Source organism: Endobacterium panacihumi (genome assembly GCF_050847465.1).
Lineage (GTDB): Bacteria > Pseudomonadota > Alphaproteobacteria > Rhizobiales > Rhizobiaceae > Neorhizobium > Neorhizobium panacihumi.
Genome location: NZ_JBOZRA010000010.1, coordinates 99,838 through 114,721 on the forward strand (window position 1 = coordinate 99,838; position 14,884 = coordinate 114,721).

A 14,884-nucleotide genomic window follows, 5' to 3' on the forward strand; every position below is an offset into this window, starting at 1 on the left:
CTTGCACGCATTTGATGCAGATGCGGTTTTTGATCGCCGAATGCGTCGACCCTGCCAGCGAAATGGATCGCGAAACGGGTCTTTTGTAAATGAGATCAGTTCTGCGCGAAGGGCTTTACTTGCTCAATACGATATCTCTTCTCGAATTCTCGCAGGGCCATCTCGAGCGTCGCCGCGAAGGCTTCCTGATCGAACAACATCGACTCTTTCGCCTCGTGTAGGTAGCGCCAATCAATGAAGGCGTTCCGGTGCTGAGCGAGAATGTGATGAATGCTGTAGCCTAAATGCAGTCCGCTTGGATGATACGGTGCAACTGACGCCTTGAACTCTGCGTCGAGCTTTTTCTGACTGTCGGGTTTTAGGCGCCCAAACAGCTTGACGAGGTCGTGGGATCTCATGAAATTGGCATCATCGTAGTCAAATACGAACCATGCTTTTAGAGCCAATTCCATTCCAAGCGCCAGAAGCATGGGTTCGACACCTACGTGTTCGGTGTCGTCCACATCGCCAAACTTACCAAACTGGGCTTCTGGAAAAGCTCGGGATTTGTTGAGGATGGCCCGCGCTGCCCTTCCAATCTTGATGGCGGTCGTCAAACGCGCACTCATTTCATATCCTCAGTTGTCGAGGCTTCAAAAAGAATGTGGCCTATGGCCAGCGAGCGCCTCGGGATCTCATTTCAGGCCCATACAGCATTCGATTGCCAATTGGCTGGGAAGCCCATCTGATCGATTGGAATATTCGGATGATCGGCAATCAGCTCACGGAAGCGGTCGACCCAATGCGTTTCAGAGGAAATGATCTTCAGCAAAGATTGTATCGCGACCGCGTGATTATAGAACTTCTTTGGGTGATGGACATGACTTGCATCCGCTTTTGTAATTGAAGGGACGACGCCAAACTCCCTGTTCCAAACCCGGCTGTGATGTGCGCAAAGATTTCTCAAGTGCGACGCAGCATGGAGCCACGATCCGAGACGGTTGCGCGGTATGCCGAACGCGGCAGCCACGCTTTTCTTCTCACCGTCCACGAGATTTTTGTAGACCTTCGAGATGGCACCAAACGATAGAATTTCCATTACCATCCAACTGGGTGGCAACAAAGGGGGATCGTATGTTCTGAAATAGTGGGCGATGAACTCGGTTTGCTTGTGCTGATCGAAAGGCGCTAGGCCAGTTTCCCGACGAACCAGTGTCATGAACCCGGCATGGTAGGCGGGTACGAAATGGACACTATCCATATACCAGTGCGGACCGTGCCGCTGTGACATGACGTCCGAAAGCGCGGATCGAGCCGCTACCTCAATCCTCTCGATTGCATCCATGGCAATACCACGGAGCCGCCGATCGAATATGTATCGATCCAAAACCGTATCCAGATCAGTGTTTGGTCTGAAATTGCTGTGGTTCGCTGTGCCGTCGCGAAACTGGAAAGGAAACCAGTAACCGGACAGGCGATAGTAGCCGACGTAAGTCAGAAATTGCGCCGCTTTTCCCGGATCGGAAATCAACATCCCGCGCTGTTGGAGCAAGGCAAGTTGGTCCGGAACGCTCAAGGCCGGTTTGTTGAAAGGAATTTTGGCCAATAAAAAACCCGCCTGTTGCGCTTCGTCGAGAGGCGTGGCGGGTGTGTTGCGCCGAATATGCTCTCGATTCAGTTCGTAGTCAAGGTCTGTCACCGCCATAAGTCGCGACGGACTCAAGGCGGCTGAAACCCATATATCTCTTGAAAATGCACGAGGCAAACGGGCTTTGTCGAGGCAAGGATTACATCTGTAGAACAAAGGTCGAGAGATAGTTTACGCTGCTCCCTATAATGACGGGATCACTAAAAGCCTTAGAGTCTGTTCAAGAAAGCAGGTATCGAGCCAGCCGCCGTGTCATAAGCTTGATCATTGCGGTGTGGATGAAGGCGAGGCTTGTTTTTGAAAACCGCTCGAAGTCCTTTGCCAGACGCCTGTTGATGCCAATCCATGCAAGCGTACGCTCAACTATCCAGCGCTTTGGCAACACCTGGAACCCAACCTGATCACGCTTTACGATCTCCATCGGTCTCGGGCTTGCCTGCTCGACCTTTGGACCTTGATAGCCGCCATCGCCGCAGATTTTCTCGACAAAGGGAAAGCGGCTGGCGAGCTTGTCGAAAACCAGCGCTGCTCCGTCGCGATCCTGAATGCCCGCCGAATGAACCTCGGCTTTGAGAAGCATACCCAGTGTATCGACCAGAATATGCCGCTTTCGGCCCTTTGTCTTCTTACCCGCATCGTAACCGATATCGCGGCGGGCATCCGGGCCAGTCCTTACCGATTGGCTATCGATGATGGCAAACGATGGCTGCTCGTCGCGCCCCTCCAATCGCCGCGTTCGGCAATAGAGTGCGTCATGAATCCGTCGCCACGTCCCGTCCCGGCAGAACCGCTTGAAATAGTGATGGACCGTGCTCTTCGGTGGAAAGTCGTGCGGTAGCAGCGCCCATTGGCAACCCGATTGCAGTAGGTAGAAGATGGCGTCCATCACAGCTCGAAGCGACGTCTTGCGTCGGCGGCCCCGCAGTGGCTGAGATGGCATGAAGGCTCGACCATGCTCCATTCCCGATCCGTCATGTCACTTGCGTAGCACATCCGGCTTCTGTCATGGTGACGCCGAGTGAAGGGTGTCCAGGCCATTTGATCTCTCCGTATTTGTCGCAAAATACAAAGAATCTTATTGCCGCCCTTCACTCGACCCGTGCCATCAGAGCCATTCTTGGACAGACACTTAGACTATTTCTCCGGCCACGGCAGCATTCGCTCAAAGCGCGCTAGCCTAGCGACCAGCTATGCCGGTAGTTGAGTGGTGTTGTCCCGACAACGCGCTTGAATGCATTGGAGAAGTGGCTGGAACTGGAAAAGCCACACGACAAGGCAATGTCAGTGACCGACAGATTTGTTGCACGAAGCTGGTGCTGTGCCTGTTCCAACCTGCGTTGAACGATGAAGGTATGCGGTGGACAGCCAACCGTCTGGCGGAATGCGCGGCAGAAATGCGGGACGCTGAAGCCGATGTGTTCGGCGAGCTGGACGAGTGACAGTTCTGCTGTCAGATCCTCGTCAATGAGCTCAACCACACGGGTGAGATGGCGGTTGGTAAGGCCGCCTTTGCGTGCCGGCGTGACGAATCTCTGCTTGCGCAACAATTGAGCGAAGATGGTTGCGATGAAGCTTTCGGTCAGCATGGTGCTTACCGGATTGCGATCGTCGATTTCCGAGGCGATGCCGCGTGCAGCATTCATGATGACAGGATCCTCAAAGCCAAGGTCGGGCGACAGTGCCGGTGGCTGTCCGCCGGAAAGCTCGGTGCAAAGTTTTTTCACCAGCGCGGGCTCGACGGAAATCGACAGATATGCGGCGTTGGGGGCGCCCTCTTCCCAGCCGTGCCACTCACATCCTGCTGGAATGAACAGGATGGCGCCCGGTTTACGACGCACGAACTCTGCTTTCCTGCCATCAAGAAAATACTGACCTCTCTCTGATGCGCCTTTCAGGTTCAGTAGGAGAAGATGCCGACTTGAGACGGCGGTGGTTTCCTCTTTTCCCAACCCCGCGCGTTCGACCAAGTCTGCTCGAGACAAGCGCCATGATCGTGATCGATGCGAAACCACCTGGCACGCGGCCTGTTTGAAGCGGGGTGGCTGTATATCTGGGAGCGCGTTCAATGATTGCACTCCTCTTCGCACTGCTGCCGATGCATCGCCGGATCACATTCTGCAGCGACGGCATCCGAGAGCTCCTCACCAAGGGCCGCCACAAACGACGAGATCCGATGTCGAATTCGAGGAGGTAGCGCCAGCAATCCGTCATTGAGGCGCTGCCCCTCCATGCTTGCGGCAAATGCGATGTGTTCATGTATCGGCGGATGGGCCTCTGGGGCGGAGGTTCCGTTCCCCGGCAATCCGTCGAACAGGCGGCTGACAGGGGCACCGAAAGCTTTGGCAATCTCGAACAGCATCGAGGCGCTGATACGATTGCGGGCGCTTTCATATTTCTGGAGCTGCTGGACGCTGATCCCCACGCTTCTGGCGAGTTCAGTCTGCGTCATGCGCGATTGCAGCCGAAGAAGGGCCACCTGACGGCCGACATGGCGATCAGCCGCGTGGGCCGCGCCGCGCGGTGGTGTTTGAGATTGCTGCGAATGAGGCTGCTGCTGTGTCTGCTGTTCCTTGCGGTCCCGCATCATGCACTCCCCGTCGAGTGAGTTAGTCGCGGTACGCCCCCGCGATAGACTCACTTAACCTCCGAATGATCGGGGAGTTCGAAACCGTCCGTGACAGTCCTGCGGCCTTTAGTTCCGGGGAACCTGGACATACGCCACAGGCTCCCCGACCCGAAAGGATCAGAGAGTTCGGCGCTGAAACGACCAGCACCAGTCGCACGGAGGGGTTTCGACACCCCGGGGCAGCACGTACTGCCTTGCCGAAAAGAATAGTCGATGCGGACAGAGGTCGCCAGTCTTTTGTGACGAAATTGCAAGCTGCTGTCGTGATTTAGAAGCCGCTTTTGGACGAGATGCCTGGCATCACCCGATGATGATCAGGTTGCATCCGGGCTCGGAGACCGTCGCGCACCCGCTGCATGCTTCGGTCGCAGCAAGATCAGGATGCCAGTGGCGATCAGTATAACGAGGCCATAGAGCAGAAACATCGTCGACGGTTCGAGGCGGTGTGCTCCGAGTGAAACAGCGCTGAACAATATCAGCCCCATGGCGACTCCAGAGCAGTGAAAGATTCCCTTTGCTCTGCCCAAGGCAGAATTCGAAACCGTAGCCTGCAGCATAACCTCGACCGCTACTCGGCCAAGATTATAGAAAGTGCCCACTGCTGCGAATGTCACAAGGGTCCATAGCAGCGGCGAAAGTTTTAAGCTCGCGAACGAGAGCGCGATCAGCATCAAGGCGCCGATCAACAGAGCGGAGTGTTTTGCATAGCGCGCCAGCAGAATGAGGAGAACGGCGCCGACGATTGATCCTGCTGACCAGGCGCTTTCGAGCTTTCCGAAATCGAGTGCGTTGCCGCCGAACTCGTCGAAGATGAGGCCCGCCCCCAGGATGCTGACAAGTGTGCCCCCTCCATAAAGAAAGGCATAGACGCAGGCGAGGTAAACGAAACACGCATCAATTTTCAGTCGCCGAGGGTCATTAGTGTCGGTGGCCCGAGGACTTGAATGCGTGTCAGACACAAATCCCATACTGACGGCAGAGATGAAGAAGGCAGCCGCTATCGTCGCAAACGCCGCGGGAGCCGAGAAGATATGGATCAACACGCCGACCACTCCTGCGGCGATCAGGCCGCCGACCTGCATGCAGAAGAAGCTGATCGAGTTGGACGTGTCGGGCTTCAGGTGCGCGCCAACGGATGGGATCATCGCCTGCGATGCGGTGAGCGCGATGCGATCGCAAGCGGCGAACAGAACAGCTGCCGAACATATTACCCAGGGCAGGTCCGTCGACATAAGCGCTAGTGATGCCAGCATTCGAATGACGTCAGCTGCAATGAATACGGGACGTCGTTTGAAGCGATCGGATATCCATCCGGCAATCGGACTGACCAGCAGCTCCGTCAGGCTGACGACCGCAACAAAAGTGGCAACCGCGGCACTTCCGCCGTTCGACGCCACGAGGATCCAGGTGCAGGCAACGGCGTATCCATTTCGACCCAAAGCGGACGCCAAAGTGCAACTTAGGAACCAGCGGAATGACGGGTAACGCAGGATAGGGACGATAGCAGAGCGCAGTATTCGGATTGGAGCCATGTGCGGCCCTTGAGGCGAAGCGGGTGCCTTGGACTATCAGCACAGCTCCTTCAGGGCTTTCGAATTCGCGCCATGATAGCGAAACTGTGCCAGCAAACATGCCCGCATCAACGTCGCCAGGTGCGTCGGAACTCGAGTGGGCTGGACCCGAAAGCTTTTTTGAAGGTAGCCGTGAAATGGCTGGAACTTCCAAAGCCGCTTTCGAATGCGATGTCCGTCGCCGACAAGGTGCTTGTGCGCAGGAGATCCGCTGCACGGTCCAAACGCTGATCCAGCAAATAGGCATGTGGCGTCTTGCCGGTGGATTGTTTAAAGGCCCTAAAAAATTGACGCCGGCTCAAACCGACCTCCCCGGCCAGTTCGCTGAGGCTCGGTGGGTCTGCAAGCCTCCCATCTATCGTCGCAACCACCCGACGGAGATCGAACCCGGACAGTCCGCCTTTGGTCGTGTCGAAACCGAGCAACTGCAATCGAACCAGATGAATGATCATCTGTATAGCCTGGCTTTCGACCATCATCGTGCTGATGGGGTCAGGATTCGCAAGTTCGTTCGCGACCAGCTTCAGCGACGCCTCGATCATCGGGTCTCTCAGCCCGATGACCGGTTTCAGGTCGGGCAAGTAGTCGATCCCGAAAGACTTTGCGATGAAGGTGCGATGGATGGTGACCAGGAGATAGGAGCCGGTCCTGTCTCCTTCGTCCCAGCCACGCCACTCGCTAAGGGCCGGCACAAAAACGATGGAGCCCGGGCGGCGCGGCGTGAATGATACCCTTTGCCCATCGACGAAATCCTCGCCGGTTCTCGCCTCTCCCTTCAAGTTGATCATGACAGCATGATGCCTGGGCGCGAGCAGCGTCTCCTGACGTGCCAGACCGGTTCTTTTGACAAGGTCGGCTCGCACCGATCCCCAGTCCATATACCTATGAATCAAGCTACGACGATCCGCACGTCGCACTTCGTCTGGTTTGAAATCGCGTGTCTCTGGCAAACTGTGAGCTGCCCCGCAAGATAGTTGGCACTGCAACGATATAAAAGCCCACCGGAAGTTATTGTGCAATGCGATATTAACCGCAGGTGGGGCGAAGATGGCACTTTTGTGACAATGTGGCAGGTCTCCGAAAGCGTGATCGTTTGCGTGGACTTAGCTTCTTCGAGCACGCTGGTTGTCCAGAGCTCACATGGGATGAACGGCGCTGCACCGTGATGTCATTTGAAGGGGTGTGTTGCGATGCAAGATTTCAACGAATTCTTTGATGAATGCGATCAGGGTCCGCGTCTCAATCAGCTGCCGGGCTTTTTCAGCGAAACGGCAGCCGGCAGGAGCGGCATGCCGCTGCGTCGACCTGCGGTCGATATGCGACTCCTCTCCAACGACGCACTCCTCCTTCAACTGGTGGAGATACATTCCCGTCGGCAAGGATTTTTCGATCAGCACTATCACGCCAGCATTCCTTATCGCCTCGAGGAGGAGTGCCGAATGGCGCATGCCTTGCTGCGGTATGGCCAGACACGTCCGAGCGATCTTCTGGTCTATACCCTTGGGACCGCCGAGGGCACGATGGCGAGAGTGATCTCCGAGATGAGCGGCGGCAAGATCCAATCCCTGGCCTGCAGCCCCAGTGAAGAGAATTATAAATGCTTCATGGCATATGGGGACCCGCTCGGCGCTAGCTTTTTCCTCGGGCCGTTCCATCGGCTGACCAAGGAGCACCTGGCCTCGACGGCGAACCTCGCACGCTTCTCGGATGGCTTCGATGTCATCCTGGAAGACACCACATTCCAGATGTATTCGCCCAATCGCGCCGCGCAAGTGGAGTTTATCGCGCAGCATCTCAAGCCTGGCGGCATCCTGCTTTTCCTGGAAAAGTTTCGCGCCTTCGATGCACTCGATTATCAGGCGCGCGAGGAGCAGAAGAATCTCGGGTTCAAGGCGCATTACTTCGGCGCAGACGAGATCGCCCGAAAGACCGCGCTTGTGCTGAACACCATGCACGAAAGCGAAGCCACTTTGCCTGACATGGCGGATGCTATCTACGCGCATTTTTCCCACTGCATCGTGACCTGGAACAGCGGCAATTTCTATGGTCTCGCGGCGAGCAACGACGCTGACAATCTTGGCCGCTACCTGACGTCGATGCTGCAGCCTGCGATACCGGTCGAATATGTCTACGAGCCGAAACCCTATTCCGATCTGGCGGGATGGCTGAACCGACACAACGGCCGATCCTGACCGCCGAGCCAATCATTCGCTGCCGGCTGTTGCGGGTACGTCCGGCTGCCTGAAAATTGATAACAGAGGCCGGCACAAGCTTGGCGAGAAGGATACCGCCTTCTGACCCACCTTGGTGCCACATGATACAGAGGCATTCAGTGGACAAATTGATTGGAAAGCTCCTGGATATCAACGCAGTCGCCCGAAACCAGACGACATTGAAGGCAGCGCTTGCGGCTCTTGCCGAGACGTTCGGTTTCAGTGGCTACGGCTATCTCAACCTGCGGCCCGGCGATCTTCATGCCGTCTCCAATCTGAGCGACGCATGGCAAGAGCGATATTTTAAAGACACGTTGAGGTTGCTGGATCCGCGGGTCAGGCGCGCACAGCAGGAGAAAAGGGCTTTCGTCTGGTCTACGGATGGGCCGACTGGCAAATGGTCAAAGGAGGACAGAGAATTTTATACCCTGGCGGCCGAGTTCGGTATTCGATCCGGTCTTGTCATGCCGGTGCAGGTCTCGAATGGCGCGATTGCCATGCTTAATTTTGCGTCGGCAGAGCCCGTACCGACCAGGGAATGGAAAATCGATGCAGTTGCCGCAGCTTCGGCAGTTGCGCAATTGCATATGCTGATCGGGCACCTCAGAACCAAGCCATCCATTGAAGAGCATATTTACCTCGGCCCAAAGGAAGCGACCTTCGTGCGTTGGCTTGAGCTCGGCAAGACGGTGGAGGACGTCGCCGATCTGGAAGAGGTCAAATACAACACCGTTCGCATCGCGTTGGTTGAGGCAAGACGACGCTACGATCTTTGCAACAACACCCAATTGGTGGCGCTCGCAATTCGCCGCGGGCTGATCTGACGTTTTTCTACTGAACCGCCGGCGTGCGCCCGAGGATTTTCAGAAGCGTCGTCAGCGCCGACATCTGTGCATGCATCTCGATCGTCGCATCGAGATAGGCGACGTGGTCTTTGCCGACAGTTTCCCGGCCTGTTCTGATGGCCTCGGGGAGGCCTTGGAACAATTCTTCTGCCTTTGTGACGAGGTGCCGGTGCTTCTTGATCGCCTGGACAGTCAAATGCTCGAGAACGGGGTCAGATACTCCTGACAGCAGACCGAACAATGGTCTAAGATCGAATTCTGGCCGTTCAGCGTTTTCGTCGCGGATCATGGCGATACTTTCTTCAACGCGGCGCGATGCGCACATGCCGTCTCTCTGCTTTTCCATGTTGTAGCGCGCTTGTGACGGGGTTTCCACGCGCAGATTTGCAGTGTTGGTCATTGGATCATGAGACACATCCGCGTCCGCTCCCCTCGAAAGGCTTGTGTCCTCCTCAGGGGATTACTTGACGCGTACGTCATTTTGACGTACGTATTGGCCAGAGATCAAAAACAGGAGGCGACGATGTTTGCTTTCAAGGACGCAACCAGCGAAATCGATGAACCCAATGACGCCCGAATGAACTTTCGGACGAAACCACGGATAAAGGATGCAATCCAGCGAGCGGCAGCGCTTTCCGGCATGGACGATTCCGCTTTCACCATCAATGCCGCTTACAGGTCCGCACTGGAAACGATCGCTGCCCACGAAACGACCAGGCTCAAGTCGGTCGATCACGCGGCATTTTTTGATGCGCTCGACAATCCCGCCGCACCGACCGCAAATCTGAAAAATGCCTTTGAGCGTCACCGCAAATCGGTGATCGCGAAGTAATGTCAGATAATGCAGCGGCGACGCTCGTCATCGAGCCGCTTGATCCTGAAAAGCACGATCGGGCGGCTTTTTCGTGTGGTATCGGCCCGGTCGACAATTTTCTGAAGAAGACAGCCAACAAGCTGTCAAAGGCGGACAATCTTCGGGTCTGGGTCATGACCGAGGATGGGAAATCAATCATCGGATTTTACGCGATCAACGCGCATTCGATCGATTTCAGGGATCTGCCGGAGAAATACGCACGCAATCGCCCAGGCCATGGTTCGATACCGGCAGCATATATTTCGATGATCGGGCGCGACCGACGACACCACGGAAACGGCTACGGCGGTGTGCTTCTTGCAGATTGTCTGACACGGATCGCGACTGTCGCTGAGCAGATCGGTACGGCAATGGTCGTTCTCGATGTGCTTGATTGTGGCGATGCTGAGCGAACGAAGCGACGCCAAGAACTATACGCGGGCTATGGCTTCCAGCCTTTTCCGTCTTCGCCCATGCGCATGTTCCTACCCGTTGCCACGATCAAGATGCTTGCCGTGCCACCAGGATAGGCTGGGTGCGCGACTACCGTGAGCGCGAGAGTTCTTCGGCAAGCTTACACACCGCATAAGAAATTGTTTGATGCGTACGGAGGAAACTAGGCTCTTCTGAAGAGCCGTTCAGAAGTGAACGGTCATGTCGAAGCCCTTCTCTCGATGGCCGGTTAGGGCCGTCAGACTTCCGCTTCGCGCCAATAGGAGACATCGTTCCATGCCGGAGACCACGTTTCAAATCGCCACAAGCTGAGCCAGATGGCCACCGAAATCACCACCTTCGCCTGCTGCATTGATCGTTTCGAAGTAGTCGTGCCAGCCAGTGGCAGCGATACCTGATATAAGCGCGTTCATGGACGTTGAATCCGGAGCGCGCCATATCGCAAAGAACTGATGCTTGGGGGCATAAAGGATACTTGCGTCGGTTTTGCCGAGTGTGACCGCCTCTATCCCAAGTGCAGCCAGAGCTTCCATTCCAGAGGCGATGGCTTCGAAAAACCTGTGACGTTGCGTGACGTCAAGATCGAGCCATGCGCTTTTGGGAGAATAGAGTTCGGCTAGGTAGTACGTCATGAGGTGTTCTTTCCTGTCTTTCAAATCTTACGTTCGATCGAGCGCAACGCGCGTTTGCAGATGCGCGAGGTTGCGGTTGTCGGTTCACCCGCGCTCCAGCTAGAGCAAATCGAACGAACCCATTTGGGTTGATCCTTGCTGGCATCGTTCAACCAGTTCCCGACGGAATCTTGAACGTAAGTGGCAGCATCGTCGTGCAGGGGGGCAAGAATTGCCAGCGCCTTTTGAGGCATGCGCCGCAAAGCACCGATATGAGAACACCAGACGCCGCGAGGGCGGGTCGCCTCGCTGGCGAAACGCCGCAATCGCTCCGACGGTTCAGATGTCCATTCGGCAAGCTGCGCAATAGCGTTATCGAGATCGCTTGCGATATGAGGCCGAACCGCCATCCAAGACCATTCCCTGACTCCGAAATGGTGGTCATCGGCAAGCGGCCGGATCAAGATAAGACGCTCACGTAAGCATTTCTCCCCAATCGCGCCGATCATGAAGCAGGCCCATCCTCGAATGGTATCGGACCTATGTTGCTGGAGGTCATAGAGGGCCGTCATGCCATACCGTTCGAGAATGAGGTGTCCTGCCAATGACATGCGTCGGGAAATTCCGTCCGCCTTCGCCTGATGCATCGTCTCAATGGCGTTCTGCCCGATATCCGGAAAGGCCGATTGCATCAGAACCGCGAAATCCACGGCCAAGCACTCCGTCAGGGTGGTTGCTTCAGCGGCACCCGCGTCAAGAAGGGCAAGTCGCGATGGATCGATATCCGCCACACGGCGGCCCGTTGATCTGACTTCAATCATCACGAAGCCTCGCTGTTCGCGGATGATGCCAGGCCTTGTCCAACGCGCGCCAAGAGGTCGCTGAGTGTGGCACGTTCCGATTGAGTGAGTTCGGCAAACAGAGAGCCGATCCACTGGCTATGTTCCTGGAAAAGCTCCTGGGCTATGGCCTGTCCCTTAAGCGTCAATCGCACCGACACTTTGCGTCGATCCTTGCTGTCATTATGGCGGGCAAGAAAGCCATCTCGATCAAGACCATCCAGAAGCCCGGTGATGGTTGCGCGCGTAACCCCGGCCCGTTCTGCCAATTCATGCGGGGCAAGTCCATCTGGCAGGTCGTTGAGAAGAAACAGCAAGGTGAACTTGCCCTCCGATAACTGATAGGGCGCGAGCCGCGCTGCACAGGCACGGTCGATAGACGACGCCAGAGCCAGCGCTTCGAAACAGAGCCGAATGCTGTCGATATCCTGCTGTCCACGGCGTGCTACCTCGTGAAGAATGGCAAGGTGTTTTTGTTCAAGTAATGTCATGCGGCGGCATATAGTATGGCGCCTAACAAATGTCAACTTGAAACGCTATACGCATTCATCACCAAACAGGGATACGCGTGGCAACGTCCGCTCAGGGCCGAACCCGGACTGCGCCGTTGGAGGGTCATTCCACCGTTTGCCAGAACCGTTCTCTCAATTGGCATACATACCCGGGAAGACGATGTCCTGATCGACAAGGACGTTGAAGATATAGCCGGGCCGGATCCTGATCGTCGGCTGGACATTGAGGTTTTTCGAGATCGTCTGCTCGGCCACACGGCCAAAGGTTTCGGCGAAGTTTCGTCGTGCTGCGTCGGATGCCGTATCCTGTGTCGCAAGCGTCGAGCTTTCAGGCATGGCCATGTCGATGCCGGTCCCGATGAGCGCGACGAGAGCGGCGGATCCGAAGGTACGCAGATAGTGATTGTCGACCTTGTCGCGAAACCCTCCATAACCTTGCGCATCCGTGCCGGCCATGCCACCGATCTGCAGTGTCGATCCATTGGGAAATATGATATCGGTCCAGACGACCAGCGCGCCGTTCTGGCCGAACGACACCTTGCTGTCATACCGGCCGAACAGTTTCGTGCCCTGGGGCACCAACAGATAGTGACCGGTCGCGCTGTCATAGACATTTTGGCTGACCTGCGCGGTTATCCGTCCCGGAAGATCCGAATTGAGGCCGGTGATGAGGGTTGAAGGTATGACCGATCCCCGCTTGAGCTCGAACCGGGACAATGGTGCAACAATCTGATTGGGCAGATAGCCGAGTTCTTTGATATCGGCGTTGAAAAAATCCGCCTTCGATGCCTGGCCGTTCTGATCGCCCATCTGACCGGCAGTGCCCGCTTTCAAGGCTGCAGCATAAAGGTCCGATGTGCCGCCTGATGATCTGGCGCCATTCGTGTGGTTGGGTGCGTTGCCGGCGTCTTGTCCGTTTGCACCCAGCTCTGCGGTATCGACCTTGAGTGGAGAATCGAGCGCAGCACTCTTGGCCTGCAGGCTGGCCATACGCTGACGTTGCTGTTCACGCAGGATCTGCTCTCTCTGCTCGCGCAGGATCCTGGCATTCCAGTCGTCCTCCGATTCCATCCGCGACTTTCGGTTCTCACGCGGTTCGACTGGTGCGATGTCCGTCGGTGTCTTCGCAGACGGGGCGGAAGGGACCGGGCTGGGCTGGAAAACGGGCTGCGGCTCGTCCGGATCGCCAATGATCCCATCTCTCACGCCGCGCTTCATCCGCTCCGCGAAACTGGAGGCCGGCGACCCCTCGCCCTCCCCCGCCGGATTTGGCTGCCCGAACTTTATACCGCGCGATGACAGTCCGTAAACGAGGACAGCGAGGAACAGGACGACCAGACCGATCCCGAAGAACACGGGCAAACGGTTCAGGCGCTTCATCCCTTTTTTACTGTCAGGCTGCAAGGCGGTTCCGAGCTGTAGAGATTGGACCATGGTCGTATCCGCCTGTCAGTTGCGCTTCATCAGCGAAAGAGGGCTTGCCGGCGTGGCCACATCGTTTGAGACGCTATAGGCACGACCGATTTCGAGCGTATCGGTCGACAGGCGGGCGAGGACCTGCCCATCCGTCGAGACAAGCGAGTAGGCGAGCTCGACCCGCTCGGTGTTTTTCTGCCCATTGGTTTGCGTGTCGTCAGTGACGACCACATAACCCCAGCCTTTCAGGGCGGCCTCGAGCGCAACCGCGAAGTCGGATGCCTCGCTGCGCAATCTGATGGTCGCACCGGTCGAGCCGGCCTGCTCCGCATATCGTGCAGCCATGTCGCCGGCGATTGTGCTGGCGGCCGGTCCGGTAATCTTTGAAGGCGCAATGCTCTCGGGCAGCCCCTCCGTGGAGGTATGGCAGGCCGAAAGCGAGAGGACTATGAAGATAAAGGCTGTCGGGAAGCTGCGCATGGTTCAACCACCCCGCCGGATGGTGATTTTCTGTTTTCTCCACCCGACCCCAGACATCAGGATGGCCTTGTCGATATTGTAGTCGACGATCATGATGTCGTTTTTCATGCGATAATTGACGACGCGGTTTTGCCCTCCGGACACGACGAACAGGACCGGTGCGTCCTGGCCGGATATCGTGCGCGGAAACTGGATGTAGGTCTTTTGGCCATCCGAATAGACCCGCTTGGGACGCCAGGGGGCACGGCCGCTGAGGGAGTAGGAAAAGCCAAGCTGTTCGGGTGCGACACCGCCGTTCGGCCCGCTCGTCACCTGAAGTCTGGCATTGATGTCCGACAGTTTGGACGACGCATCCTCCGGATATTCGAAGCCGATCCGGGCCATATATTGGGTAGGGTGGGATTTCAGCTGGAAATGGTAGGTGCGGCGTGATGTTGTGACCACCATGGAGGTGACAAGACCTGCCTCCGATGGCTTGACGATCAAATGGATCGCTTGCCCGCTCGCTTCCCCGGATGTCGCCGGTTCCACCTTCCAGCGAACCGTGTCGCCAACCAGGACGTCTCGCACAATCTCCCCTCCCTGCAGTTCGATATCGCACACCTGCAGAGGCGAGCAGACGACGGAGGGCTGTGTTTCGCCGAACAGGAAGACGACCTTTCCATCCGGTCCACGTGTCACCAGTCCGGACTGCGCTCGCCACTTCCCGGAGAGACCGGTTGCCTTTGCCTCGTTTCTGTTGAGGCTTTGTGATACTGCCGGACTTGCCGCACTCAACGAGGCAGCAAGCGCCATCAGGCAGCCAAAGGCTGCATGTCTGTTTATCATCCGCATTGCG

18 protein-coding genes are annotated in these 14,884 nt (G+C 56.6%); 4 read left to right on the top strand and 14 right to left on the bottom strand.

What is annotated here, in order from left to right; translation table 11 throughout:
* Positions 1-95: 95 nt before the first annotated feature.
* The 7 genes from ACRQ1B_RS27555 to ACRQ1B_RS27585 form a co-directional block, all read right to left on the bottom strand.
* On the bottom strand, positions 96-608 hold the full coding sequence (locus ACRQ1B_RS27555) for a hypothetical protein (RefSeq protein ID WP_432297397.1): 513 nt from the start codon (positions 606-608) through the stop codon (positions 96-98).
* A gap of 71 nt (positions 609-679) precedes the next feature.
* On the bottom strand, positions 680-1,684 hold the full coding sequence (locus tag ACRQ1B_RS27560; protein ID WP_432297398.1) for an Abi family protein: 1,005 nt from the start codon (positions 1,682-1,684) through the stop codon (positions 680-682).
* Positions 1,685-1,847: 163 nt separating this feature from the next.
* Positions 1,848-2,665 (bottom strand): IS5 family transposase gene (locus tag ACRQ1B_RS27565; RefSeq protein WP_432297399.1). Its coding sequence is split into 2 segments (ribosomal slippage): positions 1,848-2,569 and positions 2,569-2,665, totalling 819 coding nucleotides; the frame shifts between segments, so codons are not numbered across the junction.
* 134 nt (positions 2,666-2,799) lie between these two features.
* On the bottom strand, positions 2,800-3,594 hold the full coding sequence (locus ACRQ1B_RS27570) for a helix-turn-helix domain-containing protein (protein WP_432297401.1): 795 nt from the start codon (positions 3,592-3,594) through the stop codon (positions 2,800-2,802).
* Positions 3,595-3,689: 95 nt separating this feature from the next.
* Complete coding sequence (locus tag ACRQ1B_RS27575; RefSeq protein ID WP_432297403.1) at positions 3,690-4,214, bottom strand: helix-turn-helix domain-containing protein; 525 nt, start codon at positions 4,212-4,214, stop codon at positions 3,690-3,692.
* 353 nt (positions 4,215-4,567) lie between these two features.
* Positions 4,568-5,785 carry an MFS transporter gene (locus ACRQ1B_RS27580; RefSeq protein ID WP_432297405.1) on the bottom strand — a complete coding sequence of 406 codons (1,218 nt, stop codon included), beginning with the start codon at positions 5,783-5,785 and terminating at the stop codon, positions 4,568-4,570.
* A gap of 107 nt (positions 5,786-5,892) precedes the next feature.
* Complete coding sequence (locus tag ACRQ1B_RS27585) at positions 5,893-6,612, bottom strand: helix-turn-helix domain-containing protein (protein WP_432297406.1); 720 nt, start codon at positions 6,610-6,612, stop codon at positions 5,893-5,895.
* 402 nt (positions 6,613-7,014) lie between these two features.
* On the opposite strand from ACRQ1B_RS27585, the gene ACRQ1B_RS27590 reads away from it, so the two are divergent.
* On the top strand, positions 7,015-8,016 hold the full coding sequence (locus ACRQ1B_RS27590; protein ID WP_432297407.1) for a class I SAM-dependent methyltransferase: 1,002 nt from the start codon (positions 7,015-7,017) through the stop codon (positions 8,014-8,016).
* 140 nt (positions 8,017-8,156) lie between these two features.
* Positions 8,157-8,861, top strand: a complete 705-nt coding sequence (gene traR / locus ACRQ1B_RS27595; protein WP_432297409.1) for an autoinducer-binding transcriptional regulator TraR — start codon at positions 8,157-8,159, stop codon at positions 8,859-8,861.
* Between the two features lie 7 nt (positions 8,862-8,868).
* Here the strand turns inward: traR and ACRQ1B_RS27600 are convergent, their stop codons facing one another.
* Positions 8,869-9,171 carry a transcriptional repressor TraM gene (locus ACRQ1B_RS27600; protein WP_432297483.1) on the bottom strand — a complete coding sequence of 101 codons (303 nt, stop codon included), beginning with the start codon at positions 9,169-9,171 and terminating at the stop codon, positions 8,869-8,871.
* A gap of 234 nt (positions 9,172-9,405) precedes the next feature.
* Between ACRQ1B_RS27600 and ACRQ1B_RS27605 the strand changes: the two genes are divergently transcribed.
* Complete coding sequence (locus tag ACRQ1B_RS27605) at positions 9,406-9,714, top strand: type II toxin-antitoxin system TacA family antitoxin (RefSeq protein WP_432297485.1); 309 nt, start codon at positions 9,406-9,408, stop codon at positions 9,712-9,714.
* The gene (locus ACRQ1B_RS27610) at positions 9,714-10,265 is read left to right on the top strand and encodes a GNAT family N-acetyltransferase (RefSeq protein WP_432297411.1); all 552 of its coding nucleotides are present in this window, start codon (positions 9,714-9,716) and stop codon (positions 10,263-10,265) included. The genes ACRQ1B_RS27605 and ACRQ1B_RS27610 overlap by 1 nt, the downstream gene beginning before the upstream one ends.
* Positions 10,266-10,481: 216 nt before the next feature.
* Here ACRQ1B_RS27610 and ACRQ1B_RS27615 read toward each other — a convergent pair whose 3' ends face one another.
* The 6 genes from ACRQ1B_RS27615 to trbG all read right to left on the bottom strand — a co-directional run bounded on the left by ACRQ1B_RS27615 (position 10,482) and on the right by trbG (position 14,880).
* Positions 10,482-10,820, bottom strand: a complete 339-nt coding sequence (locus ACRQ1B_RS27615) for a DUF6616 family protein (protein ID WP_432297413.1) — start codon at positions 10,818-10,820, stop codon at positions 10,482-10,484.
* 20 nt (positions 10,821-10,840) lie between these two features.
* Entirely contained in the window at positions 10,841-11,620 is a 780-nt protein-coding gene (locus ACRQ1B_RS27620) for a DNA alkylation repair protein (RefSeq protein ID WP_432297415.1), read from the bottom strand.
* On the bottom strand, positions 11,620-12,129 hold the full coding sequence (locus tag ACRQ1B_RS27625) for a MarR family winged helix-turn-helix transcriptional regulator (protein ID WP_432297417.1): 510 nt from the start codon (positions 12,127-12,129) through the stop codon (positions 11,620-11,622). Before ACRQ1B_RS27625 ends, ACRQ1B_RS27620 begins: the two co-directional genes overlap by 1 nt.
* A 153-nt stretch (positions 12,130-12,282) precedes the next feature.
* Positions 12,283-13,584, bottom strand: a complete 1,302-nt coding sequence (trbI, locus tag ACRQ1B_RS27630; RefSeq protein WP_432297418.1) for an IncP-type conjugal transfer protein TrbI — start codon at positions 13,582-13,584, stop codon at positions 12,283-12,285.
* A 15-nt stretch (positions 13,585-13,599) separates the two neighbouring features.
* Positions 13,600-14,046, bottom strand: a complete 447-nt coding sequence (gene trbH / locus ACRQ1B_RS27635) for a conjugal transfer protein TrbH (protein WP_432297420.1) — start codon at positions 14,044-14,046, stop codon at positions 13,600-13,602.
* Positions 14,047-14,049: 3 nt separating this feature from the next.
* Positions 14,050-14,880 carry a P-type conjugative transfer protein TrbG gene (gene trbG / locus ACRQ1B_RS27640; protein ID WP_432297422.1) on the bottom strand — a complete coding sequence of 277 codons (831 nt, stop codon included), beginning with the start codon at positions 14,878-14,880 and terminating at the stop codon, positions 14,050-14,052.
* Positions 14,881-14,884 lie beyond the last annotated feature (4 nt).